The sequence below is a fragment of the Pseudomonas sp. NFPP28 genome (assembly GCF_900115535.1).
GTDB lineage: Bacteria > Pseudomonadota > Gammaproteobacteria > Pseudomonadales > Pseudomonadaceae > Aquipseudomonas > Aquipseudomonas extremorientalis.
In genome coordinates, this window is the sequence record NZ_FOWT01000005.1 from 53,417 (window position 1) to 77,832 (window position 24,416).

Sequence of the window (24,416 nt, forward strand, 5' to 3'; positions counted from 1 at the left end):
GCAGACTGGCTTGGGGTATTATCCAGACTTCGACAAATTACCCATCAAATCGGACAACCCATGGCCTGGCTCGCTGCCGACGCATCATTCGACCCGGACCAGTACCCGGCGCCCGTCATTGGCATCGCCGCCCTGCTCGGCGACCACGACTCCGGCCTGCACCAGCACCAGCGCGGTCAACTGCTGTTTACCCAGCAGGGCTGCACCCGCATTACCCTGGACAATCAACTGTGCCTGCTGCCGCCGACCCGTGCGGCGTGGATCCCTTGCGGCGTGCATCACCGTGCGGTGATGAGCAAGACCGTCGATTACCGTTCGCTGTATGTAAGCCCGGCCATTGCGGCCCGGTTGCCGGCACAGGTGCGAGTGATCGAAGTGAGCGGGTTGTTGCGGGCGGTGTTGGAACCGATGGCCATGGCCCCTTTCGAGACCCATTGGCAGACAGGCCGCTACGCGCATTTGCTGGCGTTGTGCCTGGAAGAAATTCAGGAGGCGGCCGAGCAACCGCTGCTCCTGCCCTTGCCAAGGGACAAACGTCTGGCGCCTTTGCTGGCCAATCTGGAGCGATTGCCGCCGACGCTGCAAGACCTGGAAAAGCAGATCGGCGCCAGCACCAAGACCATCGGCCGGATCTTCCTGCGAGAAACCGGCCTGGGGTATCAGCAATGGCGCCAGCAGTGGCGCTTGATGCGTGTCATCGAGTTGCTCGCCACTGGGCGCAGCCTCGGCTACTGCGCCTTTGAGCTGGGGTTTGCCAGCGACAGCGTGTTGATCGCCTTCTTCAAGGGCATGACCGGCACCACGCCGCGCGGTTATTTCAAATCAGGTTGAGACCTCATTTGGGCATCTTGCGAAAGCCAACGGCCAGGCGGTTCCAGCTGTTGATGGTGGTGATTGCCACGCTCAGGTCGACCTGCTCCTGGGCGCTGAATTCGGCGGCCAGTGCGTTGAAGTCTTCGTCGGGCGCGTGGGTGTGGCTGATCAGGGTAAGGCTTTCAGCCCAAGCCAATGCAGCGCGTTCACGCGGGGTGAAGAACGGCGTTTCGCGCCAGGCTGACACGGTGTACAGGCGACGTTCGGTCTCGCCGCCTTTGCGGGCGTCGGCGGTGTGCATGTCGAGGCAGAAGGCGCAGCCGTTGATCTGCGAGACGCGCAGGCGTATCAGTTCCAGCAGTGGCAGCTCGATGGAGAGTTTGCCCACGGCGGCTTCCAGGGCGAGCATGGCTTTCATGGCGTCTGGGGAAGCGGTGTAGAAATCGGTACGGGATTGCATGGTGATGCTCCAGGGCAGTGGGGATTGATGGCTAGGTTAGTCATCGGGCCTTGGGGGAGAAATAGCCAATTCTGGGTAAGAATGGGTGACCAATTTTTGTGAGTACATATCCGTTATTTAGGTAACGGCCGCTTATGGCTCCGCCCTTAGAGCGGCTCACTTTGGAAAAGCCGGAATGCCGGCCCAGCCCAAAGTAAGCAAAAGGCTCTTGCCCCAACACTCGGCACCTCGCCTAGGCTCGGTGTGCCCGTAATCCGACAGTGATTTGGGGGGCCTAAGATCAAAATCAAAAGCAGATCAAAAGCCAGAGCCAGAGCCAGAGCAAACCACCCTTCAACTGATACATGAAGATCAAACTGTGGGAGGGGGCTTGCCCCCGATGGCGGTGTGTCAGCCAACTCATCAGTGACTGACACACTGCCATCGGGGGCAAGCCCCCTCCCACACTTTGACCGAGTACCGGCCATACAATCCGGTCGGCTCTAAGGCCGCCGCGCTCTTGCTTTTGATCTGGGATCGCCCCGTCAAACACGCTGGCCGAACGCAGGCTTGAATCCGTGGCCCACGGATTCAAGCCGGAGAGAGGGCACACCTTGGGGCAAGAGCGTTTTGCTTACTTTTGCGCTCTTCAAAAGTGAGCCGCTGTAAGAGCGGAACCATAAGTAGCCGTTACCGAAGCATCGGATATGTACTCAGTCAAACCACCCGAGCCATATGCTCCCCAATCCTGCCCCTCAACCACCGCTCCGCCGGATCATTGTCATGCACCCCACTCCACACCATCGACAACTCCGCCGCATCGATCGCAAACGGCGGGTCCTGCGCCCGTAGCGACGTGCCCTCCGTCAACGCACACGCTGCATAATCCGGCACCGTCGCAATAATCTGCGTACCGGCAAGCAACGCCCGCAACCCGCTGAACTGCGGCACCGCCAGCACCACGCGGCGCGTACGACCAATGCGCGCCAGGTCCAGGTCGATGTTGCCGCTCAAATCCCCCGAAAACGACACCATCGCATGGGGCCGTTCGCAGTAGTCGTCGAGGGTCAACGGTTCAACACCGTCATCCCCACGCAAGACCTTGCACGGAATATCCCGCAGTTTCTTGCGCTTGGCATTCGCCGGCAATTCCGTGGTGTAGCTCACCCCCACCGAAATCTCGCCGCTGGCCAGCAGCGACGACATCAACAGGTAATTGGCCCGACGCACCACCACGATGATCCCCGGTGCCTCTTCGCGCAGTTGGCTGAGCAACGGTGGGAACAGGCCAAATTCAGCGTCGTCCGAGAGGCCAATGCGAAACACTGCACAACTGGTGGAAGGGTCGAAATCCTTGGCACGGCTGACCGCGCCGGAAATGGTGTCCATGGCCGGTTGCAACTCCTTGAGTATCGCCACGGCGCGTGGCGTGGGTTCCATGCCCCGCCCGTTGCGCAGCAGCAACGGGTCGTCGAACAGATCGCGCAAGCGTCCCAGTGCCGCACTCACCGCCGGTTGGCCCATGAAGAGTTTTTCGGCGACCCGGGTCAGGTTCTTCTCGAACATCAACGCCTCGAAAATCACCAGCAGGTTCATGTCGACGCGGCGCAGGTCGTTGCGATTCATGGTGATATCCACACGGTTGGCAAGCTCACAGATAACCACGCCAGGCGCCGGCCACATTGCACGCCTGTGCTGTCTTTTCCTGGTGTGCACCTGGCGAAATTAACAACGATTAACTCGTCAGCCGGACGGTCCGGCAACAAGATTGGCCACGTCTACACTGCATCCATCCACCGGGAACGCTCCCATCGACTGCGGATATCTGTCATGGCCCGACTCGATCAATACTCCCCTCGCTTGTCCGCCACCGGGGGCCTGTGCCCCCGACGCGAGCGCATCGCCAAGCAACTGATCCTGGCCAACCTCGGCGAAAGCCTGGCCATTGCCGACATCGCCCAGGCCTGCGCCCTGTCGCGCAGCCATTTTTCCCGTGCCTTCAAGTGCACCACCGGGCTGTCGCCGCAGGAATGGATCCGCCAACAGCGCATCCAGCGGGCCAAGGAACTGATCGCCCAGTCATCCTTGAGCCTGACGCAAATCAGCCTGGAATGCGGCTTCTGCGACCAGGCGCACTTTTGTCATATGTTCACCCGTAGCGAAGGCGTCAACCCGATGACCTGGCGAAATCACCACTCTCGCCCTAAACCGCAAGTGATCGCGGCCTAGTGGTCCTGGCCTGCCTGGCCTATGCTGGCCGCTCATCCCGTTCCGAGCATGGCCACCCATGAACGACCTCAGCGACCAGGCCGTGCATTTCGGCCCCTACCGCATCCACCCGCGCCAGCGCCTGGTGCTGGAGGCCGGTCAACCGTTGCGGCTGGGCCGACGTGCGGTGGATATCCTGCTGATCCTGCTGGAACAGGCCGGCAATGTGGTGAGCAAGCAGGAACTGATCGCCCGCGTCTGGCCCAGGAGCGTGGTGGAAGACGGCAACCTGCGGGTGCACATGGCGGCGTTGCGCAAGGCATTGGGCGATGGCCAGGCCGGGCAGCGCTATATCGTGACCGTAGCCCAGCGGGGCTACAGTTTTGTTGCGCCACTGAGCATCGAGCCGATGACCCTGCCAACCGAAGGTGCCCCCCAACGCCCGTGCCACAATTTGCCGCTGCGCCGTACGCGCATGCTCGGTCGCCAGGCCCTGATCGACAGCCTGGTGCAGCAACTGCCCGAGCAACGCTTTATCACCCTGACCGGCGCCGGCGGCATCGGCAAGACCACGGTGGCCCTGCGGGTGGCGGAATTGCTGATCGGGCACTACCGCGACGGCATCCGCTTGCTGGACCTGGCGCCACTGAGCGCGCCATCGATGATCCTGCCCAACCTCGCCGCCCTGCTCGACCTTACCCACGCTGAGCACGAAGCCCTGCCCACGTTTGCGCGGCGCTTGCAGGAGCACCAGTTGTTGCTGGTGATCGATAATTGCGAACACGTGCTCGACGACATCGCCCTGATCAGTGAAACCCTGCTGCGCCACGCGCCCCGGTTGCACATCCTGGCCACCAGCCGCGAGGCATTGCGCGCCGAGGGCGAACACGTGCAGCGCCTGGAGCCCCTGGCCTGCCCGCCCGCCACCGGCAACCGCGCCCAGGCGCTGGGCTACCCGGCCCTGCAATTGTTGATCGAGCGGGCCATGTCCCATCAGGACAGCTTTGAACTGAGCGAGGCCGAGCTGCCGCTGGCGATTGATATCTGCCAGCGCCTGGACGGCATTCCCCTGGCCATCGAACTCGTGGCGGCGCAGATCGAACGCTTCGGCCTGCCCGGACTGCTGGTGCAAATGGAAGACAACTTTCGCCTGCTCACCCGAGGCCGGCGCAGCGCCCTGCCCCGTCATCAAACCCTGCGCGCCACCCTGGACTGGAGCTTTGCGCTACTGACCGCCTGCGAACAGATCTGCCTGCGTCGCCTGGCGGTATTTCGCGGTGGGTTCAGCCTGGCCAGCGCAGCGGCGGTGATTGCCGGGGAGCAGATTGCACCACACGAAGTGCTGGGTTCGATCACCCAGTTGGTCGCCAAGTCCTTGCTCAATGTGGAAGCCGGCGATGACGAGATGGTCTACCGCCTGTTGGACATCACCCGCACCTATGCCCTGGAAAAACTCAGCGTCGCCCAAGAACTCCACGCTACCCGCCAGCGCCACGCCGAGCGCTGCCTGGCGCTGATGAACCAGGCCCAGGACGATTGGGAGCTGATCGCAACCCAGACCTGGATCGACCGTTATGCGCCGCTGCGCGAAGACATCCGCGCCGCCCTCGACTGGGGCCTGAGCGACCAGGGTGCGCACCTGCTGGGCATTCGCCTGACGGTGAGTGCGATGCCGTTGTGGCAGGAGCTGTCGCTGCTGCGCGAACATGGCTTGTACGTGGGCAAGGCCCTGGCGCGACTGAGACAATCCAATGCCCCGAGCCAACGCTTGAACATGGCCTTGCAACTGGCGCTGGGCAGTTTTTCCTATCACACCCAGGGCGGCACGCCGCAGACCATTGCAGCATTCAGTTGCGCGCGGCGCCTGGCGGAAGCCGGCAAGGACCTGGCCGGCCAGCTGCGTGCGGTGTCGGGGCACATGGCGGTAAACCTGTGCTGCGGCAACTACCGGGAGGCCTTGGCGCAGAGCCTGCACTTCGACCAGCTCGGCCCCCGTGCCGAGCCTTTGCTGTCCCTCAGTGCCCAGCGCCTGCGGGTGTTGGCGCAGCACTTCGCCGGTCACCAGGCCCTCGCGCAGCACAATGCCGAGCAAGTGATCCAGCGCATGGCCCAGAGCGGCCATCTCAACCGCTTTACCCATGGCTTTGGCGTGCAGTACGACCAGAGCGTCGCCTCGCTGACCATCCTTGCACGCATCCTGTGGCTGCGCGGTTATCCGGAGCGTGCGTGGCGTACGGCGAGCCAGGCGCTGGCGCTGGCCTTGCAAATCAATCACGGTACGTCGATCTGCTACACCCTGGCATTGGCCGGGGTGGTCATCGCTCGCTACAACGGCGACAGCGCCATGGCCCACGAACACCAGGATCAACTGCTGCAGCAGGCGCAAAAGCACTCGGTGCAGTTGTTTCACACCTGGGCGCGTTGTTATGAGGGCACGCTGCCCATCGCGGATGTGCAGGGGTTGGGCCTGGTCGAGGATATCCTGGTGACCTTCAATGCAATCGAGGTCAGTGACGCGGCCTTCGAGCGCGCCAGAAGTGGCGCAGCCGGCTGGTGCACCCCGGAAATCCTGCGAGTGCGCGCCGAAAGCCTGGCCGACAGCCGTGCGGCAGAAGCCCTGTTGCTGGAAGCCCTGGGCCTGGCGCACCAGCAAGGCGCGCTGGCCTGGGAATTACGCAGTGCAACCTCGTTGGCAAGCCTGTGGCAGACGCAAGGTCGCGTACAGGCGGCGCGCGATTTGCTGGGTTCGATCTACGCCCGCTTCACCGAAGGCTTTGCCACCCAGGACCTAGTCCGCGTACGCAGCCTGCTCGACCAGTTGCAGGACAAACGGCCGGCCTGAAAACCGCCCTAGGTAATGCCCGTAGCCCTGTTGCAAACGCGCCACCTGCAACGGGTCGCGCAGTTGCGCCAGGGCGTAGCTGCGCATGCAATTGAGCAGGCGGTAACGCGGGCTGCCTGGGCCCGGCTCTCGGGTCAGCAGCGACGTACCCACCAAGCGCCCCAGCAGGTAGGACAGGTCGGCGTGTTCCAACTTGGTCCCGGCGACCAGTTCACTCAAGGTGGGCAAGGTCACGGCCATCTTGAATAAACCCAATTGCAGGAATAGCCAGCGCTCCGGCAGGCTCAGGCGCTGGTAGGTCCAGTCCAGGGCCGCCGTCAGGGATTGGTGGCGTTCCACCGCGGTGCGCCGGCCTCGGGTCAGCACCTGCAAGCCCGCGCGCAACTGCTGCTGCAAACCGCGCACACCGAGTGCATCCACTTGGGCGGCGGCCAACTCCAAGGCCAGTGGGATACCGTCCAGACGCCGACAGATGTCTCGCAGCGGCGCCAGGTCATGGAGGCGCAGCGCGAACCCTTGCTGGCTGGCACGCACCCGCGCAACAAATAACTGCACCGCCGGGTAAGCCATCGCCTGTTCGATACTGCCCATGGCCGCCGGCGCCGGGATCGCCAGCCTCGGCACACGCTGTACCCATTCACCGGGGACTTGCAGGCTTTCACGGCTGGTCACCAGCACGCTGACCTGAGGCGCGGTTTCGCGCAGCACACGCACCAGATGCCGGCAGGCGCCGAGCAGCAGGTCTGCGCCGTCGAGCACCAGCAACAGTTGGCGCGAGGCCAATTGACGGCACAGCTCGCTGGCGTGGGCGCAGGGTTCCAGGTGCAGCGCGGCGGCCAGGTGGCGCAGCATGGTCATCGGTGCTTCCACCGTGGCCAGGTCAACCCACCACACGCCATCCCGGTAGCGCGACAACACGCGCTGGGCCAATGCCAGGGCCAGGGTGCTTTTGCCGACACCGGCGCACCCGGTGAGGGTCATCAGGTGTTGCCCGGACAGACGCCGAACCAGCACGCCCAACACCTCGTCACGGCCCACCACCGCACTGAGCCGCGCCGTCAGGTTGTGCCGAGGCAGCGCGGCGGGCAGCGCGCCCTGCAGCGGGGCTGCGAAACAGTAGCCGCGCAGAGGGTCATTAAGAATGAACTGCTGCCCATCGAGCACGCGACGCAGTGCGGCGATGTGCACCCTCAGGTTGTTTTCTTCCACCACGCTGTTCGGCCAGACCCGCTCGATCAGGGTGGCTTTGCTGATGAACTGCCCGGGCGCTTCGAGCAGCGCCGTGAGGATATCCAGCGCACGCCCGCCCACAGGCACCGGCCAACCCGATTTGCTGACCAACCGCTGCTGCCGGTGAAACACATAGGCACCGAAGCGTACCGTGCCATCAGCGTCAATCGCCTGAGGATTGTTCATGTGTGCAATAGCGCTGAAACACCCGGCCCTGGGCGTTTGCGCATCCTTTTCCGTGGGCTTGACGCTATCTTGCCAGCTACCCGTGACAGGACAATGCTGGCACAGGGAGCGATACGGACATTCGGGTGCGCGAGACGGACATTCTGTCGTTAACTGAACTGCTGTCGGTATTGGGTCGGGTTGAGGCCCAGTTTTTCACTGAACAGAAAGCGCATATGCCGCACGCTGCCGAAGCCTGCGTGAAAAGCCACGGTCTTGAGCGGCAGGTCGGTGGTTTCCAGCAATTGCCGGGCGCGGTCGATGCGCGCGCCTTGCAGGAAGACCATGGGCGTCATCTGCACTTCCTTGGCGAACAGCCGCGCAAAATGGCGGGCGCTCATGCCGGCCAACTCAGCCATGGACTCGATGGTGAACGGTTGGTCCAGATGCGCCAGCACATGGTTCTGTACCCGGGTAATCGTGGTTTCCTGCGGTGCCACCGCCGCCGTCATCGGGCTGAACTGCGCCTGGCCGCCCTGGCGTTTCATCACCACCAGCAACACCTTGGCCACGTCCACGGCGACTTGTTTGCCATGGTCCTGGGCCACCACCGACAGCGCCAGGTCGATGCCGGCCGTGACGCCGCCCGAAGTGATCAGGCGCCCGTCCTGCAGGTAGATGCGATCCGTTTCGACCATTGCCTTGGGAAACGCCTTGATCAGTCGCTCGGTGTAGTGCCAGTGCGTGGTCACGCGGTGACCGTCCAGCAGCCCGGCATGCCCCAGCACAAAGGCCCCGGTGCAGATCGAGCCGAAGCGCCGCGCCCGCGGAGCCGCGGCCCTCAGCCACGGCAGCAGCGCCGGATGACATTCGTTATAGGCACCGGGGCCGCCGGGTACCAGCAGCAGGTCGTAGGCATCCTGGGCCTGGTCCAGCAGCAGGTCAGTCTGCACGGCTACGCCATTGGAGGCGCGCAATGGACCGGGCTCGGTGCCGAGGGTGAGGATCTGGTAGTGCGCCGACGCCGGCAGGTAACGGTTGGCAATGGAAAACACCTCGAGCGGCCCTGCCATATCGAGCAGGAGAAAGTCCGGAAACAGCGCCATGGCCACGGTTTTCATAGCGGGAAAGGTCCATCGGGAAGGAGTACGGCAGGCATTATGACACGCTTGAAACTGTCAACTTTAAAGCGACAGTAATTCAGTTTTCATCTTCTTAATGAATATTCCAGTAACCATTAACCTTCTTCTCAACGCAAGAGCCCTGCATGCCGCAGCCCGCTCTCACTTGAGGACAAGACCATGCTGACCCTTCGCAAAGCTTCCGAACGCGGCGCCGCCAATCACGGTTGGTTGAAGTCGTTCCACACCTTCTCGTTCGCCAACTACTGGAACCCGAACGAACAAGGGTTTTCCGATCTGCTGGTGATCAACGATGACCGTGTCGCCGCCGGCAAAGGTTTCGGCCAGCACCCACACCGCGATATGGAGATCTTCTCTTATGTGCTCGAAGGCGCCCTGGAACACAAGGACACCCTGGGCACCGGCTCGGTGATCCGCCCCGGCGATGTGCAACTGATGAGCGCCGGCAGCGGCGTGGCCCACAGCGAGTTCAACCACAGCCAGACCCGTGGCGTGCACTTCCTGCAAATCTGGATCGTGCCTGCCGTGGCCGGTGCCGAACCGCGCTACCAGCAGGAACACTTCAGCGAGGCCCAGAAGCGTGGGCGCCTGCAGTTGATCATCTCGCCGGACGGTGCCGATGGTTCCCTCAGCGTGCGCCAGGACGCACGGGTGTATGCCGGGCTGTTCAACGGTGATGAAACCGCGACCCTGGACCTGCCGCCCGATCGCCATGTGTACCTCCATATGGCCCGGGGCAGCGTTGAAATCAACGGCCAGCGCTTGCGCGAAGGCGACGGCGCCCGGGTGCGGGATGAGCGGCAGATCCGCTTGAGCCACGGTGAAGATGCCGAGGTGCTGGTGTTCGACCTGCGCCCGCAGGAACTGCCGCAGATGCCATGACCGGCCCCGCGATGGCTCGCAAAAACGAGCCATCGCTGGCGTCGATAGTCACCATCAGCCCAATGAAGTTCTCTTGAAAAATGCAACGCGTAACATCAACCCCATACCAGGCAACACCCCAACCAACACACTCGGAGCACACTCTCATGAAACGCCAAATCTTGCTTAGCCTCGCTTTCTCGGTACTCGCTGCCAATGCTTTTGCCCACCCGGTCGTGGCTGAAGGCGGTTCGGATCGCCTGATTGAAAGCCGCGTCGCCGAGGGTGGTGCCGACCGCCTGCAAGGCAACCGTGTTGCCGAAGGTGGTTCGGATCGCCTGCTGGAACGCCGTGTCGCGGAAGGTGGTGCTGACCGTCTGCAAGGTAACCGCGTAGCCGAAGGTGGTGCTGATCGCCTGCAGGAACGTGGCCTGGCCGAAGGCGGTGCTGATCGTCTGCAAGGCAACAACGCATAATCCCGCGCTGTTTGCGGGAACCCCAAACCGGCCTGATCAGCCGGTTTTTTTTCGTCTGCGGGCGCTTAATGGACCTGATCGGCGCGACCACCGAATAGGCGACACCGACCCGTTAAGATCCAGGCCTTCAGTGCCGGGGACAATACAACGTTATCCAAGGTCAGCCTTGGCGCATGCAAAACCGGTGGATAATTCGCCCGGACATTAAAAATGCAATTAATTGATATCCAATCAGTTGGATAATTCCACACTTTAATAATTAGGTTAGAACCAATCGGCATTTTACAGACCCCGCCCCTGCCCCTACTTTGGACGCGAATAACCGACCCCCTGCCCGGTGGAGGTGGTAATCACACCCAAGACAAGGACAGACCATGAGCATCGAATTCATCGGCTACATTGGCGGCCATCACGCTTCCGAGATCCATCCGCGCAGCGGCCCTATCCTGCAACCCGACTATGTCGAGAGCGTGGCCCGCGCCCACGAAGAGGCCGGTTTCGACCGTGCCCTGGTGGCCTTCCACTCCAACAGCCCGGACAGCACGCTGATCGCCTCCCACGCCGCCAGCGTGACCACCAGGCTGCAATTTCTCATCGCCCATCGCCCCGGTTTCGCCCAGCCCACACTGGCCGCGCGCCAATTCACCACCCTTGATGTATTCAACGGTGGGCGTACGGCGGTGCACATCATCACCGGCGGTGACGACCGCGAACTGCGCGCCGATGGCAGCCATATCGGCAAGGACGAACGCTACGCCCGCACCGACGAATACCTGAGCGTGGTACGCCAGGAATGGACCAGCGAACAGCCCTTCGACTTCAAGGGCACCTACTATCAGGTCGAAGGTGCGCACTCCACGGTGAAGTCGCCGCAGCAGCCGCATATCCCGCTGTATTTCGGCGGCTCGTCCAAAGCCGCAATCGAAGTGGCGGGCAAGCATGCCGACGTGTATGCGCTGTGGGGCGAAACCTACGAGCAGGTGCGCGAGATCGTGACCCAGGTACGCGCCGAAGCAGACAGGCATGGGCGTACGATCCGTTTCAGCTTGTCGTTGCGGCCGATCCTCGCCGAGACCGAAGAGCTGGCATGGGCCCGGGCCGAGCGCATCCTGCAGCAGGCGACCGAGCTGGCCGAGAAAAACGGCTTTGTGCGGCGTGAACCGCCCAACGAAGGCTCGCGCCGCCTGCTCGCCGCGGCGGCTCAAGGTGCCCGGCTGGATAAGCGCTTGTGGACCGGGATTGCCGGGTTGCTCGGTGCACAGGGCAATTCCACCTCGCTGGTGGGCACCGCTGAGCAGGTCGCGGAAGCCTTGGTGGATTACTACGACCTGGGGATCACCACGTTCCTGATTCGCGGGTTCGACCCGCTCAATGATGCGATCGATTACGGCAAGCGCCTGATCCCCCTCACCCGCCAATTGATCGCAGAACGCGAACAGGCACAACAAGTAGCCTGAGAAAAACACAAAAACCAATGTGGGAGGGGGGGCTTGCCCTCTCCCACATCAAGATCAGTTTTTGTAGTCGGTATCGCTGCGCTCCAACTGCCGGACCAGCGCATTCCAATGCCGCGCCACGCCCGGACCTTCGCCGCTGGCGTGCGCCTTGGCCTGTTGCTCGACTTTGCCTACCACTTCCTGCGGCGGGAAGATCAATTGCGCATTCCCCGCTGCCTGGGCTGCAATCTGGATATTGCAGGCCCGCTCCAGTTGCTGCAGTTGCTGAAACGCATGCTCTACGCTGACGCCCGCGGTCAACAACCCATGATTGCGCAGGATCATCACACTTTTGTCGCCCAGGTCGGCGACCAACCGCTCGCGCTCGTCAAGGTCGAGGGCAATCCCTTCATAACCGTGATAGGCCACGCGCCCGGAAAAACCGATAGAGTGCTGGGAGATCGGCAGCAAGCCGTCTTTTTGCGCCGATACCGCAATGCCGTCGCGGGTGTGGGTGTGCAGCACGGCTTGCAGGTCGTGACGCGCGCCATGGATGGCGCTGTGGATCACATAGCCGGCGTAGTTGATGCCCAGGCCCGTCGGGTCATCCACGATAGTGCCGTCGAGGTCGACCTTGACCAGGTTGGACGCACTGATTTCATCGAACAGCAGCCCAAAGGCATTGATCAGGAAATGCTCCTCCGGGCCCGGCACACGGGCGGAGAAGTGGGTATAGATATGGTCGGTCCACTTGTACAAGGCCGCCAGACGATAGGCGGCGGCCAGCTTGACGCGTGCTTCCCATTCTTCTGGCGTGACGCGTTGTCGGACGGTGTTGCTGGAAACGCTGGAAATCGAGGTGACGCTGCTCATGGCAAAACTTCCTGGATGGCCTTAAGGACTTCCAGGCAAGCCTAGGGGATGCAAAAAAATAATAAAAAGCACATTTTAATCTAAGCTAATTATTATTTTTTTTCATATCATGCAGCCTCCTTGATCTTGTGCAACGAGGCAGCGACCAGCTTGCCAAACGCATCCACCGGCCCCTGCAGGTTGCCCAGGAAGTGCGGATAGATCAGCCACAGGTCCATCACCGGCTTGAAGTCCTTGAGCGGCATCACCGCCAGGTGTTCGCGATGGGCGCTGCGCTCCAGCAACGGTCGCGGCACCAAACCCAGGCCCAGGCCGTCCGCCACCAGGCCCAATTGCAGCTCGGTGCCGAAGGTTTCCAGGTTGACCCGCAACGCCAGGCCCTGGTCAGACAAGGTGCGCTGCAGACCGGCGCGGAAGCCGCAACCATCCGGGTTGAGAACCCAGCCGTTCTGGTACACATCCGCCAGCTTGCACGGTTTCTTCGGCAACTGCGCCTTGGCGCACACCACCACCAGTTCCATCTTGCCGATGGACTCGCCGACGATGTTGTCCGGGAAAATCTTGCCCGCCGGGAACAACGCCGCCGCCGCATCCAGCTCGCCGCGCTCGATCTTGCCCACCAGTTGGCTGCCCCACCCCGTAGCGACCTGGGCACGCAGGTCGGGGTATTCGGTGCGCAGGTGCTTGAGGGCATCCAGCAGCACCACGTCGCCGATGGTCTGCGGCACGCCCAGGCGCAACAGGCCAGTGGGGGGTGCATCGGTGGCTACCAATTCGCGCAGCGCGTCCATCTCGCGCAGGATCAACCGGCACTGCTCGTAGACGCGGGTGCCGATCAACGTGGGCTTGAGGGGCTTGGTGTTGCGGTCGAACAACTCCACCCCCAATGCCTGCTCGAAGTTCTGCACGCGACGGGTAATGGCCGGCTGGGTCAATTGCAACGACTCGGCGGCGTGGCTGATGGACTGGCAACGAATCACTTCGACAAAGGCATCGATATCGTCAATTTTCATTTGGGCCGCACATAGAGAACAGTCATTAAGATGTGTGCGAAGCATAGTTGCAGGAATGCCGCCTGGATAGCCCGCGCTGTGATCGATAACGTCTAACGCTATTCAGACCAGTTCTAAATTACCTTCAGCTATAAGCTAATCATTAAAAAATAGCATATTAACTATAAACATTATGCTTAGATAAACCCATCACCACCGACCACACGATGGAACTGTCATGACCCAGGCCCGACACCCCGAGAGACTCAGAGCCTTCATAGGCGCCCTGGCGGAATTGATCGACGGTAATCCACGCGAAGGCGACCTGCTGCACCGTGGCGGCAAGCTGCTGGCGCAACTGGTCAGCCATGACGACTGGCTTCCCGACGAATTCGCCCAACCCGATCCCGAGCGCTACCAGCAGTTCCTGCTGCATGCCGATTCACGCCAGCGTTTCAGCATCGTCAGCTTTGTGTGGGGGCCGGGGCAAAGCACACCGATCCATGACCACCGGGTATGGGGCCTGATTGGCATGCTGCGCGGCTCAGAGTTTTCCCAAGGGTTTGAACGCGCCCCTGACGGCAGCCTGGTGGCTGAAGGCAAGCCGATACGGCTGGTGCCGGGCCAGGTTGAAGCGGTGTCGCCCAAGGTCGGCGACATCCACCAGGTGAGCAACGCCCATAGCGACCAGGTGTCCATCAGTATCCATGTGTACGGCGCCAATATCGGTGCGGTGCGCCGCGCGGTGTACCAGCCCGACGGCAGCGAGAAACTGTTTATCTCCGGTTATTCCAACGCCTTTCTCCCGAATATCTGGGATTTGTCCAAAGAAAAGAGCCCTGCCCTATGACCACCCTCTCCACCCGCAGCTTTGCGCGGATTCGCCAAGCCCTGCTGGACCAAGAAGAAGTCGCCCTGATCGATGTGCGCGAAGAAGCGCCGTTCGCCGAATCCCATCCACTGTTTGCCGCGAACCTCCCGCTGTCCAAGCTGGAACTGGAGGTGTATGCGCGCATTCCGCGGCGCGATACCCAGGTCACCGTGTATGACAATGGTGAAGGCCTGGCTGCCCGCGCTGCCGAACGCCTGGTTGCCTTGGGCTACACCCAGGTCAGCCTGCTTGAAGGAGGCCTGGACGGTTGGCGCAAGGCCGGTGGCGAGCTGTTCATCGACGTCAACGTACCGAGCAAGGCGTTCGGCGAACTGGTGGAAAGCGAACGCCATACGCCGTCCCTGGCCGCTGAAGAGGTGCAGGCGCTGCTCGACAGCCAGGCTGACGTAGTGGTGCTCGACGCCCGGCGTTTCGACGAATACCAGACCATGAGCATTCCCACCGGCATCAGCGTGCCGGGGGCCGAACTGGTGTTGCGCGCCCGCGAACTGGCGCCGGACCCGGCCACCCGCATCATTGTCAACTGCGCCGGGCGTACCCGCAGCATTATCGGCACCCAGTCGCTGATCAATGCCGGCGTGGCCAACCCGGTGTCGGCCCTGCGCAACGGCACCATCGGCTGGACCCTGGCCGGGCAGAAGCTTGCCCATGGCCAATCTCGACGTTTTGCGCCGACCAGCGAGGAGCATCGCCTGGCCGCCGCCATCGATGCACGCCGCGTGGCCGACAAGGCCCGCGTTGGCCGTACCACCCTGAGCGACCTGCGTACCTGGCAGCAGGACACCACACGCACCACCTACCTGTTCGATGTACGCACCCCGGAAGAATTCGAAGCCGGCCACCTGCCAGGCGCGCGCTCCACACCGGGCGGGCAACTGGTGCAGGAAACCGATCACGTTGCCAGCGTACGCGGTGCGCGGCTGGTGCTGGCGGATGACGACGGCGTACGCGCGAACATGTCTGCGTCCTGGCTGGCCCAACTGGGCTGGGAAGTGCATGTGCTGGATGACCTGCAAGCGGAGCACTTCAGCGAGCAAGGTGCCTGGGTCGCGCCGGTGCCGGCGCCGCCCCAGGCCGAACCGATCAGCCCCACTACCCTCGCCGACTGGCTGGCCCATGGCGACACGGCGGTACTGGATTTCACCGCCAGCGCCAACTACGTGAAGCGCCATATCCCCGGAGCCTGGTGGGTACTGCGTGCGCAACTGCCCCAGGCTCTGGCCAAGGTGCCCGCCGCCCAGCGCTACGTGCTGACCTGCGGCAGCAGCCAACTGGCGCGCCTGGCGGTGGCTGAAGTCGAAGCCCTTACCGGCAAGCCAGTGTTCCTGCTGCAGGACGGCACCGCCGGCTGGATCAACGCGCAACTGCCGCTGGAAGAAGGCGAAACCCACCTGGCCTCGCCGCGTATCGACCGCTACCGCCGCCCGTACGAAGGCACCGACAACCCCAGGGAAGCCATGCAGGCCTATCTTGACTGGGAATTCGGCCTGGTCGACCAGCTGGCACGCGACGGCACCCACGGTTTCTATGTGATCTGACCCGCCCACCGCGCAGCCTCAAGCGTGCAAGGTCACCCCGGCGACCAATGAGCACGCGATCCCTTGTGGCCGGGGCTGCCCCCCCTCTCACACCTTTCCAAGTCCATCGGGAGATACTAGTGTAGGAAGCGAAACAGGATGATTGGCATGGAGCATTGATCAATGAACAGGTCAGAACAGGCAAAGCCCGCCGCCGCACACCTGCACTGCGCGGACACCCCAGCGCTCTTCAGCATCCAGAACAATGATCTCGGTATCAAACTACCTCTGCACCTGAAACAGATGGGTGCTCCCGAACATTGCGGTCACCGCTCGGGTTGGCGCCATGTCATGGATCATCTTCGCCAATGCCAACGACCTGCCGGCATGCTGCTGGATGACTTTGTCGAGCGCACCTTCCAACACCCAGGCTCCACGCAGGAGTGGCACGAACCCTGGATCGGAATTTTTCATCACCCACGCCACGTGCCCCACTGGTACGACCCCAGCGCCGTGCCATCGGTGATCTTTCAAAAAACCACCTTTCGCAACAGCCTCAAGCACCTGGCCGGCGCTGTGACGTTGAGTACCACCCTCGGCGATTGGCTGGCAAAGGAGCTGGTCGTTCCAGTGAAGGTACTCAAGCACCCCACTGAAATTCCCGACCAACAGTTTTCCATCAACCAATGGGAACAGCAGGCGACCAAGACCATCGTGCAAGTGGGCTGGTATTGCCGCAACAGCCTGGCGATTTATCAGCTGCGCGTACCGGATGACTACAAAAAGGTGCATCTACTGCAAGATCGCCCCTGGGTACACAACGCCCTGCAACGAATCGACAACCTGTCACCGACCCGACACCGCCCGCTGATCGGTGATGTCCAGGTGATCGAGCCGCTCGACAATCCGTCCTACGATAGCTTGCTCGCCCACAACCTGGTGTTCTGTGAATACCTGGATGTTTCCGCCAGCAACACCGTCATTGAAGCCATCGCGCGCAATACTCCTATCGTAGTCAACCGACATCCCGCTCTCGAAGAATACCTCGGCATCGACTATCCGCTCTTCTACGAGCACCTCGATGAAGTGGCCGCCCTTCTCACACAACCGGGATTGATTCGCAGCGCCTACCATTACCTTGGTGCGCTGGATAAAAGCTGGTTATCTGCCGAGACCTTCACCCGGCAGCTGATGACTTTCGTTAACCAGATCGGCACTGGAACGACAAAATGAGGGCCGCTTATGGCTACCGGGTCGAATCCGTTTTCTGTCCTGGGTGAGCGCGTACCCGCCGACGTTGTCCAGGCGCTGCGCCAAGAGATCGTCGAGCACTATTCCCTTGGCGCAACGCCTGCCCAACGACGGGAAGTCGCCTACACCACAGCCTGTCGCGAGCTGGTGGACATCAGCAGTCAAGCTTGGCGGCGCGGCTTGCACGACACAACCCCACTCAATCGATTACAGCATCTGGTACAGGAACGACTACGACCGGTGCTTCCCCATCTCGATGAACAGCGCTCGTTTGGCCGCCCGCAAATCGCCGTGCGCGAACCCGCAGGGCTGGCTACCTCACCTCATCTGGACGGACTTGAACAGGGCGCGTTGACGCAACACCCAGACCTGCCGACCGCGATCATAGGGGTCTACCTGGACGATGTGCTGATCCCGGACGACGCAGCACTGACTATCTGGCCCAGACAGGCGGACCAGGTCGCTCAGCTCCTGGCAAGCGGTACTGAGGGCTGCGCATTGTCAGCACACCTTGTCGCCATTAGCGATGCCTGCCTCGTGGGCGATCCGCATGCTCAAAATGTGCTTGGGCCATGCGGGTACATCTTTCTCCTCCCCGGGACCGTTCCCCACTGCAGCCTCAAGCGCATCACCGCAGGCCTGCGAATTGCCGTTTATTTTCGAGTGTATGCCACCCGAAAATCCGAATATAAAATGCATGATAAAAATAATAAATAATAAATGTCATCAGCTTTTTCAATAATTACGATATAACCAAAAAGAACTTCACATCAGTTTTTTATAGGAATAGTGTTAAATCACTCACCGACCCCTTCTCCAGGCGGAGGTAATCGAACCCTGACTTGATCTGCCTGGAGCCTGCATCCCATGGTCATTACCCTCCCTTTCAAACGCCTGCTCCTGGGCACCGCCCTCGCCCTTGGCCTGATCGGCAGCGCCGCTGCCGCCGACCTGCAACCGCTGCGGGTGGCCAACCAGAAATCGACGATCAAGGCGCTGCTGGAAGCCTCCGGCGAAACCCGGAACGTGCCTTACACAATCCAGTGGTCGGAATTCCCGTCTGCCTCACCGTTGGGCGAAGCACTCAACGCCGGTGCCGTGGACATCGGCGCCCTCGGTGATGCGCCGTACGTGTTCGCCCTCGGTGCCGGTGCGTCTCTCAAGGTGGTCAGCATCATCCACTCCGAAGGGCGCAACACCACCGCCCTGGTCGTGCCCAAGGACTCACCGATCAAGACCGTTGCCGACCTCAAGGGCAAGAAGATCGTCACCGGGCGCGGTTCCATCGGCCATTACCTGGCGATCAAGGCCCTGGCCACCGCCGGCCTGACCACCCGGGACGTGCAGTTCATTTTCCTGCTGCCCAGCGAATCACGCCTGGTGCTGGATAACGGCACCGCCGACGCCTGGGCCACCTGGGACCCATACACCACCGTAGTGACCTCGCAAAGCCAGGCACGCGTGCTGGTCAGTGGCAATAAACTGCTGAGCAACCACCTGTACCTTGCCGCCACCAGCCAGGCCATCGCCGACAAGCGCCCGCAGCTCGACGACTTTGTCGCCCGCGTTGACCGCGCCTATGCCTGGGCCAACACCCACCCCGATGAATACGCCGCCGCCCAGGCCAGGATCACCGGCCTGCCGCTGGATGTGCACGTGACGGTAGCCAAGGACACCCGCCTGAACCCGGTCACGATCGACGACGCAGTGATCAGCGGCCTGCAAGCGACCGCCGACACCTATCAACAGGAAGGCCTGCTGCTCAAGCACATCGACGTGTCGCAGGGCTTCGACAAGAGCTTCAACGCCAAGCGTGTCCCCTTCAACCAAGCCTCGCGCTAAAAGGAGCAGCACATGAGCAAGCCACGTCATTTGAAACTGGGAGCCATGGTCCATGGCGTCGGTCACGGCTGGGGCGAATGGCGCCACCCGCAGGCCCAACCGAATGCCAGCACCAGCTTCGGCTTCTACAAGCAGCAGACTGAATTGGCCGAAGCCGCCAAGTTCGACTTCGTGTTCATCGCCGACAGCCTGCATATCCACGCCAAGTCCAGCCCGCATTACCTCAATCGCTTCGAACCACTGACGATCCTGTCGGCACTCGCCGCAATCACCACACATATCGGCCTCGTCGCCACGGTGACCGTCAGCTACACCGAGCCCTACCAGGTGGCGCGCCAGTTCGCGTCCCTGGACCATATCAGCGGCGGTCGCGCCGGTTGGAACGTGGTCACCTCGTGGCTCAGCGGCACCGCCGACAACTTCGGCAAGGCCGAGCATCCGCCCCACGCCGTGCGGTACCGCATCGCCAAGGAGCACCTGGATACCGTCAAGGGCCTGTGGGACTCCTGGGAAGACGATGCCTTCACCTACAACAAACAGTCCGGCGAATTTTTCGCCCCAGGCAAGCTGCATGCACTCAACCACAAGGGCGATTTCTTCTCGGTGAAAGGCCCGCTGAACATCGCGCGTTCGCGCCAGGGCCAGCCGGTGATTTTCCAGGCCGGCACCTCGGAAGACGGGCGCAACTTCGCGGCGCAGAACGCCGATGCGATCTTTGTGCACGTGGACAGCATCGAAGAAGGCCTGGCCTATTCCCAAGACCTGAAACGCCGCGCCAAGGGCTTTGGCCGCGATCCGCAAAGCCTGTCGATCCTGCCGGGCATCCGCCCGATTGTCGGCCGCGACGAGGCCGAAGTGGAAAGCCGCTACCAGCAGGCCGTGGAGCTGGTCACCGTGGAAGATGCCATCGTCGCCCTCGGCCGCCCGTTCAATGACCACGATTTCAGCCAATACCCGCTGGACGCGCCGTTCCCGGAACTGGGGGACCTGGGGTCCAACAGCCAGAAAGGCGGCTCCGACCGCATCAAGCAACTGGCCAGGGACGAAGGCCTGACCCTGCGCGAAGTGGCCCTGCGTTTCTCGCGGCCCAAACGTGATTTTGTCGGCACCCCGGAACAGGTCGCCGATGCGATCCAGACCTGGTTCAAGCGCGGTGCCAGTGACGGTTTCATCATCAACTCGGTGCTGCCGGATGGCTTGCAGTACTTCACCGAACTGGTGGCGCCGGTGTTGCAACAACGCGGCCTGCTGCGCAGCGAATACAGCGGCCAGACCCTGCGCGACAACCTGGGCCTGGAGGTGCCGGTGAACCGCTACAGCGTCGCCGCCGAGGTTGAAGCGCAGCAAGAGGCGCTGGCATGAGCCAATCCTCGCAGCCCTCCTTGCGCTCCGTGGAAGTCGCCCACTTCGACGCCTTGCTCGAACGCCTCACCACCGAGCTGACCAGCACCGCCCATCTCTACGACGAGAGCGGCGCCTTCCCTCACGCCAACTTCAAGTTGCTGCACGAGCACGGCCTGCTCGCCCTCACCGTGCCCAAGACCCTGGGCGGCGGCGGGGCCAGCCTGTCCCAGGCACGCAAGGCGATCAGTGCGATTGCCAAGGGCGAGCCGTCCACTGCGCTGATCCTGGTGATGCAATACCTGCAACACACCCGCCTGCAAGACAGCAAGACCTGGCCCGCGCACCTGCGCAGGCAAGTGGCCGTAGACGCGGTGCGCAATGGCGCCTTGATCAACGCCCTGCGCGTCGAACCCGACCTCGGCACCCCGGCCCGTGGCGGGCTGCCGGCGACCACCGCCGTGCGCACTGCCGAGGGCTGGCGCATCAGCGGGCGCAAGATCTACTCCACCGGCAGCCACGGCCTGAGCTGGTTCAGCGTGTGGGCCCGCAGTGACGACGCCGACCCGCTGGTGGGCGCCTGGCTGGTGCCCAAGGCCAGCCCCGGCGTGAGCATCATCGACACCTGGGACCACCTGGGCATGCGCGCCACCTGTAGCCATGAAGTGGTGCTCGACAACGTGCTGGTGCCGCTGGACCACGCTGTCAGCGTCAGCCCCTGGAGTGCGCCGGCGCCAGAGTTGGACCCCGAGGGCTTCCTGTGGATGTCAGTGTTGTTGTCCTCCGTGTACGACGCCGTGGCCCAGGCCGCCCGGGACTGGCTGGTGAACTGGCTGGAGGAGCGCCAACCGTCCAACCTCGGTGCGGCGCTGTCGACCCTGCCACGCTTCCAGGAAACCGTTGGCCATATCGACACCCTGCTGTTTGCCAATCGCAGCCTGCTCGACGCTGCTGCCGAGGGCCACACCCCGGCCGCCAACGCCGCGCAATTGAAGTACCTGGTAACGAACAACGCGATCCGCGCCGTGGAGCTGGCCATCGAAGCCTCGGGCAACCCTGGCCTGTCGCGCCATAGCCCGCTGCAACGGCACTACCGCGACGTGTTGTGCAGCCGCGTGCATACCCCACAGAACGACGCGGTATTACAAGGTGTCGGCAAGGCCGCCTTCGCCCAACGCCACAAGGAGCGCACATGAGCCAGGTGATTATCGCCAGCCAGCTGGACGAGGATTACAACGAGGTGATCCGCCAGCGCCTGGCGTCGATCCATCCCGAAGCCCAGGTGATCGGGGTGCCCGTCGGGGTGCCCAGCGACCTGCCGCCCCAGGCGAATATCCTGCTGCTGCGCCCGATCAACGTGCGCGGCTATACCGCCCCGGACACTCCGCCACCCGGTTGGCCCTATGGCGCACAGTGGGTGCACCTGGTGTCGTCGGGCATCGACTTCTACCCGCAGTGGCTGTTCAACGGCCCTCCGGTGACGACATCGCGTGGCAGCGCCGCCGACAACCTGGCCGAATTCGCCCTGGCGGCGATCTTTGCCGCGTCCAAGCACCTGCCGGCCATCTGGGTCAAGGATGACCAGTGGCACTTCACCCCGCTGCGCCCGCTCAAGGGCACCACACTGGGCATCCTGGGGTTTGGAGCGATTGGCGAACGCCTGGCGCAGAAGGCCCTGGCCCTGGGCATCAGGGTGGTGGCGCTGCGTCAAAGCCCGGCGCCGTTCAGCGCAGGCGTGGAAGCCGCCAGGGACATCCACGACCTGTTCGCCAGAGCCGATCACCTGGTGGTGGCGGCGCCGCTGACCGAGGCCACGCGGCATATCATCAACCGCGACGTCCTCGCCAGCGCCAGGCCGGGGTTGCACCTGATCAACATCGCACGGGGTGGGTTGCTGGATCAGGAGGCGTTGCTGCAAGCGCTGGACAATGGGCAGGTTGGTTTGGCGTCGCTGGACGTGACCGAGCCGGAGCCATTGCCGCTGGGGCATCCGTTGTACACCCATCCGCGGGTAAGGCTGTCGCCGCACACCTCGGCGATTTCCACCCGCAGCAAGGAGGAAATCGCCGATACGTTCCTGGCGAACCTGGCGCGGTATGCTGCCAATGTTGAGCTGTACAACCGTGCCAATTGATCGCCGCTTACTTGATGCGGTAATGAAAGGTATTGCGCACCGCCGGCACCGCAACAGCCTTGCCATCGACGATCCTCGGCTGGTAACGGAAGGTATTCGCCGCGGCCAGTGATGGCCGCATGAACAGCGGATGGCAGCCGTCCAGCACCCTGGGGTTTTCCACGCGGCCCTGGGTGTTGACGGTGTACTCCACCGAACAATCGCCTTCGATGTTTTTGTCCAGGGCACGCTCGGGGTAGTCCGGCGCTTCCTTGCTCAAGGGCTGGTACTGGCGACTGTCGAACGCCGGTGCCGCAACCGGTGTCGCGGCCCGCGCTGTTTCAGCGGCCAGGCGCTGCTGGTCAGCACGCTGTTGTGCCTGCTCACGATTGTGCTGTTCAGTGGCCAGCCGTTGCTGCTCCTGCTGTTTTTCATCGACGCGTTTGCGCGCCAGGGCGGCCTTTTCGAGTTTGCGCGCCTGGATCTGCGGATCGAGCGTGGGCTTTACCGGTACGGGAACCGCGACGGGCTCCGGGGGTGTGACGGCCACCGGTTCAGGCGCTGGAGCTGGAGCTGGAGCTGTCGCCGCCGGCAGCATCACCAGTTGGGTATGCATCACCCTGGGGGCCTCCACTGGCGGTACTTCCGTGGACCAGCCAAGCATCAATGCGGCCAACACCCCCACATGCAGCGCCACCGCCAGGCTGGCCGCCAAACTGTTTCGCCAGAATCCGGAAGGCCTCCGGGAAGGCATCGTCAGCGTCGGACTGTGCATGATCATCGCCGTCATTGCGGGGCCTCGGTCACCAGCCCCAGGTTGCTCACCCCACCCTTCTGCAACACCGCCATGGCCGCGACCACACGGCCGTAACCGGCGTTATCGTCGGCGCGGATGTACACCTGGGTGTCGCTGCGCGCCGCCACCACCTGCATGACCTTGGCGCCCATTTCGTCGAGGGTCACCGCGCTGTCGGTCTGGTGCCGGGTGTCGAGTTCACCGCCGAGGTTCCAGTAGTAGCCGCCATCGGCCTTCACCGACAGCGTGAGGATCTGCTGGCGGGTGTCGGTGGCCAGTGCCTCGGCGGCGACCTTGGGCAGCTCGATCTTCACGCCCTGGGTGAGCATCGGTGCGGTGACCATGAAGATCACCAGCAGCACCAGCATCACGTCGATATAGGGCACCACGTTCATCTCGGCCTTGGGCCCGTGCTTGCGTTGCGGCCTTGCTAACATGAAATCGCTCCTGTTCAGGCGGCCACGGCCAGGTGGCTCGACGTGCCGCGCAGCGTGCGGTGCAGGCGTACTTGCAGTTCGTTGCCGAAGGCGTAGTAACGGGTGAGCAAGGTCTGGCCGCGTGCCGCAAAGCGGTTGTAGGCGATCACCGCCGGGATGGCCGCGAACAGGCCGATAGCCGTGGCGATCAGCGCTTCGGCGATGCCCGGCGCGACCGTCGACAGCGTGGCCTGCTGCACCTGGGACAGGCCGATGAACGAATTCATGATGCCCCATACGGTGCCGAACAGGCCGATGTAGGGGCTGACCGAACCCACTGTCGCGAGAAATTGCAGACCTTTTTCCAACTCGATTTCCTGCTCGGTGATCGCCACCTGCACGGCGCGCTCGACACCGTCCAGCACCGCCGGATCATGGCTGTGCAGGTGCTGGTATTCCTGAACGCCGGCGATAAAGATCGGCGCAATACCGCCCTCGCCCGCCTGCACGGTGTCGCGGTACAGCGGTTGCAAGTCCGGCGCAGCACGAAAGCGCTGCACAAAGCCATTCAACTGGCGCTCCAGGCGCCGCAGCACACTGCCGCGCTGGATGATCAGGTACCAACTGAGCAAGGAGGCCAGCAGCAAGGTGATCATCACCGCCTTGACCAACAGGCTGGCGTCGCTGATCAAGCCCCAGATCGTCATATGTTCCATCGTCGCGTGCATGGTGAAGCTCCTATTCGATAAAAAAGTGATGACCAGGTGATGA

23 protein-coding genes are annotated in these 24,416 nt (G+C 62.7%); 14 read left to right on the top strand and 9 right to left on the bottom strand.

Translation table 11 applies throughout. The features are described from left to right. Positions 1-60: 60 nt before the first annotated feature. Positions 61-831 carry an AraC family transcriptional regulator gene (locus tag BM110_RS14265; RefSeq protein WP_092245630.1) on the top strand — a complete coding sequence of 257 codons (771 nt, stop codon included), beginning with the start codon at positions 61-63 and terminating at the stop codon, positions 829-831. Between the two features lie 4 nt (positions 832-835). On the opposite strand, the gene BM110_RS14270 is transcribed toward BM110_RS14265, so the two are convergent. After that, the gene (locus BM110_RS14270) at positions 836-1,273 is read right to left on the bottom strand and encodes a carboxymuconolactone decarboxylase family protein (RefSeq protein WP_093513634.1); all 438 of its coding nucleotides are present in this window, start codon (positions 1,271-1,273) and stop codon (positions 836-838) included. Positions 1,274-1,969: 696 nt separating this feature from the next. Beyond that, positions 1,970-2,878: a LysR family transcriptional regulator gene (locus BM110_RS14280; protein WP_071490112.1), complete on the bottom strand. Its 909-nt coding sequence runs from the start codon at positions 2,876-2,878 to the stop codon at positions 1,970-1,972. A 204-nt stretch (positions 2,879-3,082) separates the two neighbouring features. Between BM110_RS14280 and BM110_RS14285 the strand changes: the two genes are divergently transcribed. After that, a complete protein-coding gene (locus BM110_RS14285; RefSeq protein WP_093513638.1) occupies positions 3,083-3,481 on the top strand; it encodes a helix-turn-helix domain-containing protein in 399 nt (132 codons plus the stop codon). A 58-nt stretch (positions 3,482-3,539) separates the two neighbouring features. Next, on the top strand, positions 3,540-6,302 hold the full coding sequence (locus BM110_RS14290) for an ATP-binding protein (protein ID WP_093513639.1): 2,763 nt from the start codon (positions 3,540-3,542) through the stop codon (positions 6,300-6,302). Here the strand turns inward: BM110_RS14290 and BM110_RS14295 are convergent. Continuing rightward, positions 6,249-7,718 (bottom strand): ATP-binding protein, encoded by a 1,470-nt coding sequence (locus tag BM110_RS14295; RefSeq protein ID WP_093513640.1) that lies wholly within the window; start codon positions 7,716-7,718, stop codon positions 6,249-6,251. The genes BM110_RS14290 and BM110_RS14295 overlap by 54 nt on opposite strands. Positions 7,719-7,867: 149 nt before the next feature. Beyond that, a complete protein-coding gene (locus tag BM110_RS14300; RefSeq protein ID WP_093513641.1) occupies positions 7,868-8,818 on the bottom strand; it encodes a GlxA family transcriptional regulator in 951 nt (316 codons plus the stop codon). Between the two features lie 180 nt (positions 8,819-8,998). On the opposite strand from BM110_RS14300, the gene BM110_RS14305 reads away from it, so the two are divergent. The 3 genes from BM110_RS14305 to BM110_RS14315 all read left to right on the top strand — a co-directional run bounded on the left by BM110_RS14305 (position 8,999) and on the right by BM110_RS14315 (position 11,633). Then, on the top strand, positions 8,999-9,721 hold the full coding sequence (locus BM110_RS14305) for a pirin family protein (RefSeq protein ID WP_093513643.1): 723 nt from the start codon (positions 8,999-9,001) through the stop codon (positions 9,719-9,721). A gap of 146 nt (positions 9,722-9,867) precedes the next feature. After that, the gene (locus BM110_RS14310) at positions 9,868-10,176 is read left to right on the top strand and encodes a hypothetical protein (RefSeq protein WP_093513644.1); all 309 of its coding nucleotides are present in this window, start codon (positions 9,868-9,870) and stop codon (positions 10,174-10,176) included. A gap of 374 nt (positions 10,177-10,550) precedes the next feature. Next, on the top strand, positions 10,551-11,633 hold the full coding sequence (locus BM110_RS14315) for an LLM class flavin-dependent oxidoreductase (protein ID WP_093513646.1): 1,083 nt from the start codon (positions 10,551-10,553) through the stop codon (positions 11,631-11,633). Positions 11,634-11,687: 54 nt separating this feature from the next. Here BM110_RS14315 and BM110_RS14320 read toward each other — a convergent pair whose 3' ends face one another. Beyond that, positions 11,688-12,485: a class II aldolase/adducin family protein gene (locus tag BM110_RS14320; protein WP_093513647.1), complete on the bottom strand. Its 798-nt coding sequence runs from the start codon at positions 12,483-12,485 to the stop codon at positions 11,688-11,690. 107 nt (positions 12,486-12,592) lie between these two features. Then, positions 12,593-13,498, bottom strand: a complete 906-nt coding sequence (locus BM110_RS14325) for a LysR family transcriptional regulator (protein WP_071490094.1) — start codon at positions 13,496-13,498, stop codon at positions 12,593-12,595. 217 nt (positions 13,499-13,715) lie between these two features. On the opposite strand from BM110_RS14325, the gene BM110_RS14330 reads away from it, so the two are divergent. The 8 genes from BM110_RS14330 (at position 13,716) to BM110_RS14365 (ending at position 22,454) form a co-directional block, all read left to right on the top strand. Continuing rightward, positions 13,716-14,327 carry a cysteine dioxygenase family protein gene (locus BM110_RS14330; RefSeq protein ID WP_092245660.1) on the top strand — a complete coding sequence of 204 codons (612 nt, stop codon included), beginning with the start codon at positions 13,716-13,718 and terminating at the stop codon, positions 14,325-14,327. Then, a complete protein-coding gene (locus BM110_RS14335) occupies positions 14,324-15,907 on the top strand; it encodes a rhodanese-related sulfurtransferase (RefSeq protein ID WP_093513649.1) in 1,584 nt (527 codons plus the stop codon). Before BM110_RS14330 ends, BM110_RS14335 begins: the two co-directional genes overlap by 4 nt. 330 nt (positions 15,908-16,237) lie before the next feature. Next, complete coding sequence (locus BM110_RS14340; protein ID WP_139220335.1) at positions 16,238-17,119, top strand: hypothetical protein; 882 nt, start codon at positions 16,238-16,240, stop codon at positions 17,117-17,119. Between the two features lie 9 nt (positions 17,120-17,128). Then, positions 17,129-17,854, top strand: coding sequence for a hypothetical protein (locus BM110_RS14345; protein ID WP_093513651.1), 726 nt, complete (start codon positions 17,129-17,131; stop codon positions 17,852-17,854). 150 nt (positions 17,855-18,004) lie between these two features. Further along, a complete protein-coding gene (locus BM110_RS14350) occupies positions 18,005-18,979 on the top strand; it encodes an ABC transporter substrate-binding protein (protein WP_092245671.1) in 975 nt (324 codons plus the stop codon). A 12-nt stretch (positions 18,980-18,991) separates the two neighbouring features. Further along, entirely contained in the window at positions 18,992-20,341 is a 1,350-nt protein-coding gene (locus BM110_RS14355) for an LLM class flavin-dependent oxidoreductase (protein WP_093513653.1), read from the top strand. Beyond that, positions 20,338-21,516, top strand: coding sequence for an acyl-CoA dehydrogenase family protein (locus tag BM110_RS14360; RefSeq protein ID WP_093513654.1), 1,179 nt, complete (start codon positions 20,338-20,340; stop codon positions 21,514-21,516). The genes BM110_RS14355 and BM110_RS14360 overlap by 4 nt, the downstream gene beginning before the upstream one ends. Next, positions 21,513-22,454, top strand: coding sequence for a D-isomer specific 2-hydroxyacid dehydrogenase family protein (locus BM110_RS14365; protein ID WP_071490100.1), 942 nt, complete (start codon positions 21,513-21,515; stop codon positions 22,452-22,454). The genes BM110_RS14360 and BM110_RS14365 overlap by 4 nt, the downstream gene beginning before the upstream one ends. Positions 22,455-22,461: 7 nt before the next feature. On the opposite strand, the gene BM110_RS14370 is transcribed toward BM110_RS14365, so the two are convergent. Genes BM110_RS14370 through tolQ form a run of 3 tightly spaced genes read right to left on the bottom strand, consistent with a single transcriptional unit; the run spans position 22,462 to position 24,373 of the window. Further along, the gene (locus BM110_RS14370; RefSeq protein ID WP_093126846.1) at positions 22,462-23,223 is read right to left on the bottom strand and encodes an energy transducer TonB; all 762 of its coding nucleotides are present in this window, start codon (positions 23,221-23,223) and stop codon (positions 22,462-22,464) included. Then, positions 23,220-23,666: a protein TolR gene (gene tolR, locus BM110_RS14375; protein ID WP_071490102.1), complete on the bottom strand. Its 447-nt coding sequence runs from the start codon at positions 23,664-23,666 to the stop codon at positions 23,220-23,222. Before tolR ends, BM110_RS14370 begins: the two co-directional genes overlap by 4 nt. A 14-nt stretch (positions 23,667-23,680) precedes the next feature. Then, the gene (tolQ, locus tag BM110_RS14380) at positions 23,681-24,373 is read right to left on the bottom strand and encodes a protein TolQ (RefSeq protein ID WP_092245680.1); all 693 of its coding nucleotides are present in this window, start codon (positions 24,371-24,373) and stop codon (positions 23,681-23,683) included. Between the last annotated feature and the right edge of the window lie 43 nt (positions 24,374-24,416).

Coding starts and splice junctions, on each gene's coding strand:
- BM110_RS14355 (WP_093513653.1), top strand. CDS start 18,992: ATGAGCAAGCCACGTCATTTGAAACTGGGAGCCATGGTCCATGGCGTC.
- BM110_RS14305 (WP_093513643.1), top strand. CDS start 8,999: ATGCTGACCCTTCGCAAAGCTTCCGAACGCGGCGCCGCCAATCACGGT.
- BM110_RS14325 (WP_071490094.1), bottom strand. CDS start 13,498: ATGAAAATTGACGATATCGATGCCTTTGTCGAAGTGATTCGTTGCCAG.
- tolQ (WP_092245680.1), bottom strand. CDS start 24,373: ATGCACGCGACGATGGAACATATGACGATCTGGGGCTTGATCAGCGAC.
- BM110_RS14300 (WP_093513641.1), bottom strand. CDS start 8,818: ATGAAAACCGTGGCCATGGCGCTGTTTCCGGACTTTCTCCTGCTCGAT.
- BM110_RS14320 (WP_093513647.1), bottom strand. CDS start 12,485: ATGAGCAGCGTCACCTCGATTTCCAGCGTTTCCAGCAACACCGTCCGA.
- tolR (WP_071490102.1), bottom strand. CDS start 23,666: ATGTTAGCAAGGCCGCAACGCAAGCACGGGCCCAAGGCCGAGATGAAC.
- BM110_RS14290 (WP_093513639.1), top strand. CDS start 3,540: ATGAACGACCTCAGCGACCAGGCCGTGCATTTCGGCCCCTACCGCATC.
- BM110_RS14370 (WP_093126846.1), bottom strand. CDS start 23,223: ATGACGGCGATGATCATGCACAGTCCGACGCTGACGATGCCTTCCCGG.
- BM110_RS14265 (WP_092245630.1), top strand. CDS start 61: ATGGCCTGGCTCGCTGCCGACGCATCATTCGACCCGGACCAGTACCCG.
- BM110_RS14315 (WP_093513646.1), top strand. CDS start 10,551: ATGAGCATCGAATTCATCGGCTACATTGGCGGCCATCACGCTTCCGAG.
- BM110_RS14345 (WP_093513651.1), top strand. CDS start 17,129: ATGGCTACCGGGTCGAATCCGTTTTCTGTCCTGGGTGAGCGCGTACCC.
- BM110_RS14340 (WP_139220335.1), top strand. CDS start 16,238: ATGGATCATCTTCGCCAATGCCAACGACCTGCCGGCATGCTGCTGGAT.
- BM110_RS14295 (WP_093513640.1), bottom strand. CDS start 7,718: ATGAACAATCCTCAGGCGATTGACGCTGATGGCACGGTACGCTTCGGT.
- BM110_RS14285 (WP_093513638.1), top strand. CDS start 3,083: ATGGCCCGACTCGATCAATACTCCCCTCGCTTGTCCGCCACCGGGGGC.
- BM110_RS14270 (WP_093513634.1), bottom strand. CDS start 1,273: ATGCAATCCCGTACCGATTTCTACACCGCTTCCCCAGACGCCATGAAA.
- BM110_RS14365 (WP_071490100.1), top strand. CDS start 21,513: ATGAGCCAGGTGATTATCGCCAGCCAGCTGGACGAGGATTACAACGAG.
- BM110_RS14350 (WP_092245671.1), top strand. CDS start 18,005: ATGGTCATTACCCTCCCTTTCAAACGCCTGCTCCTGGGCACCGCCCTC.
- BM110_RS14280 (WP_071490112.1), bottom strand. CDS start 2,878: ATGAATCGCAACGACCTGCGCCGCGTCGACATGAACCTGCTGGTGATT.
- BM110_RS14310 (WP_093513644.1), top strand. CDS start 9,868: ATGAAACGCCAAATCTTGCTTAGCCTCGCTTTCTCGGTACTCGCTGCC.
- BM110_RS14330 (WP_092245660.1), top strand. CDS start 13,716: ATGACCCAGGCCCGACACCCCGAGAGACTCAGAGCCTTCATAGGCGCC.
- BM110_RS14360 (WP_093513654.1), top strand. CDS start 20,338: ATGAGCCAATCCTCGCAGCCCTCCTTGCGCTCCGTGGAAGTCGCCCAC.
- BM110_RS14335 (WP_093513649.1), top strand. CDS start 14,324: ATGACCACCCTCTCCACCCGCAGCTTTGCGCGGATTCGCCAAGCCCTG.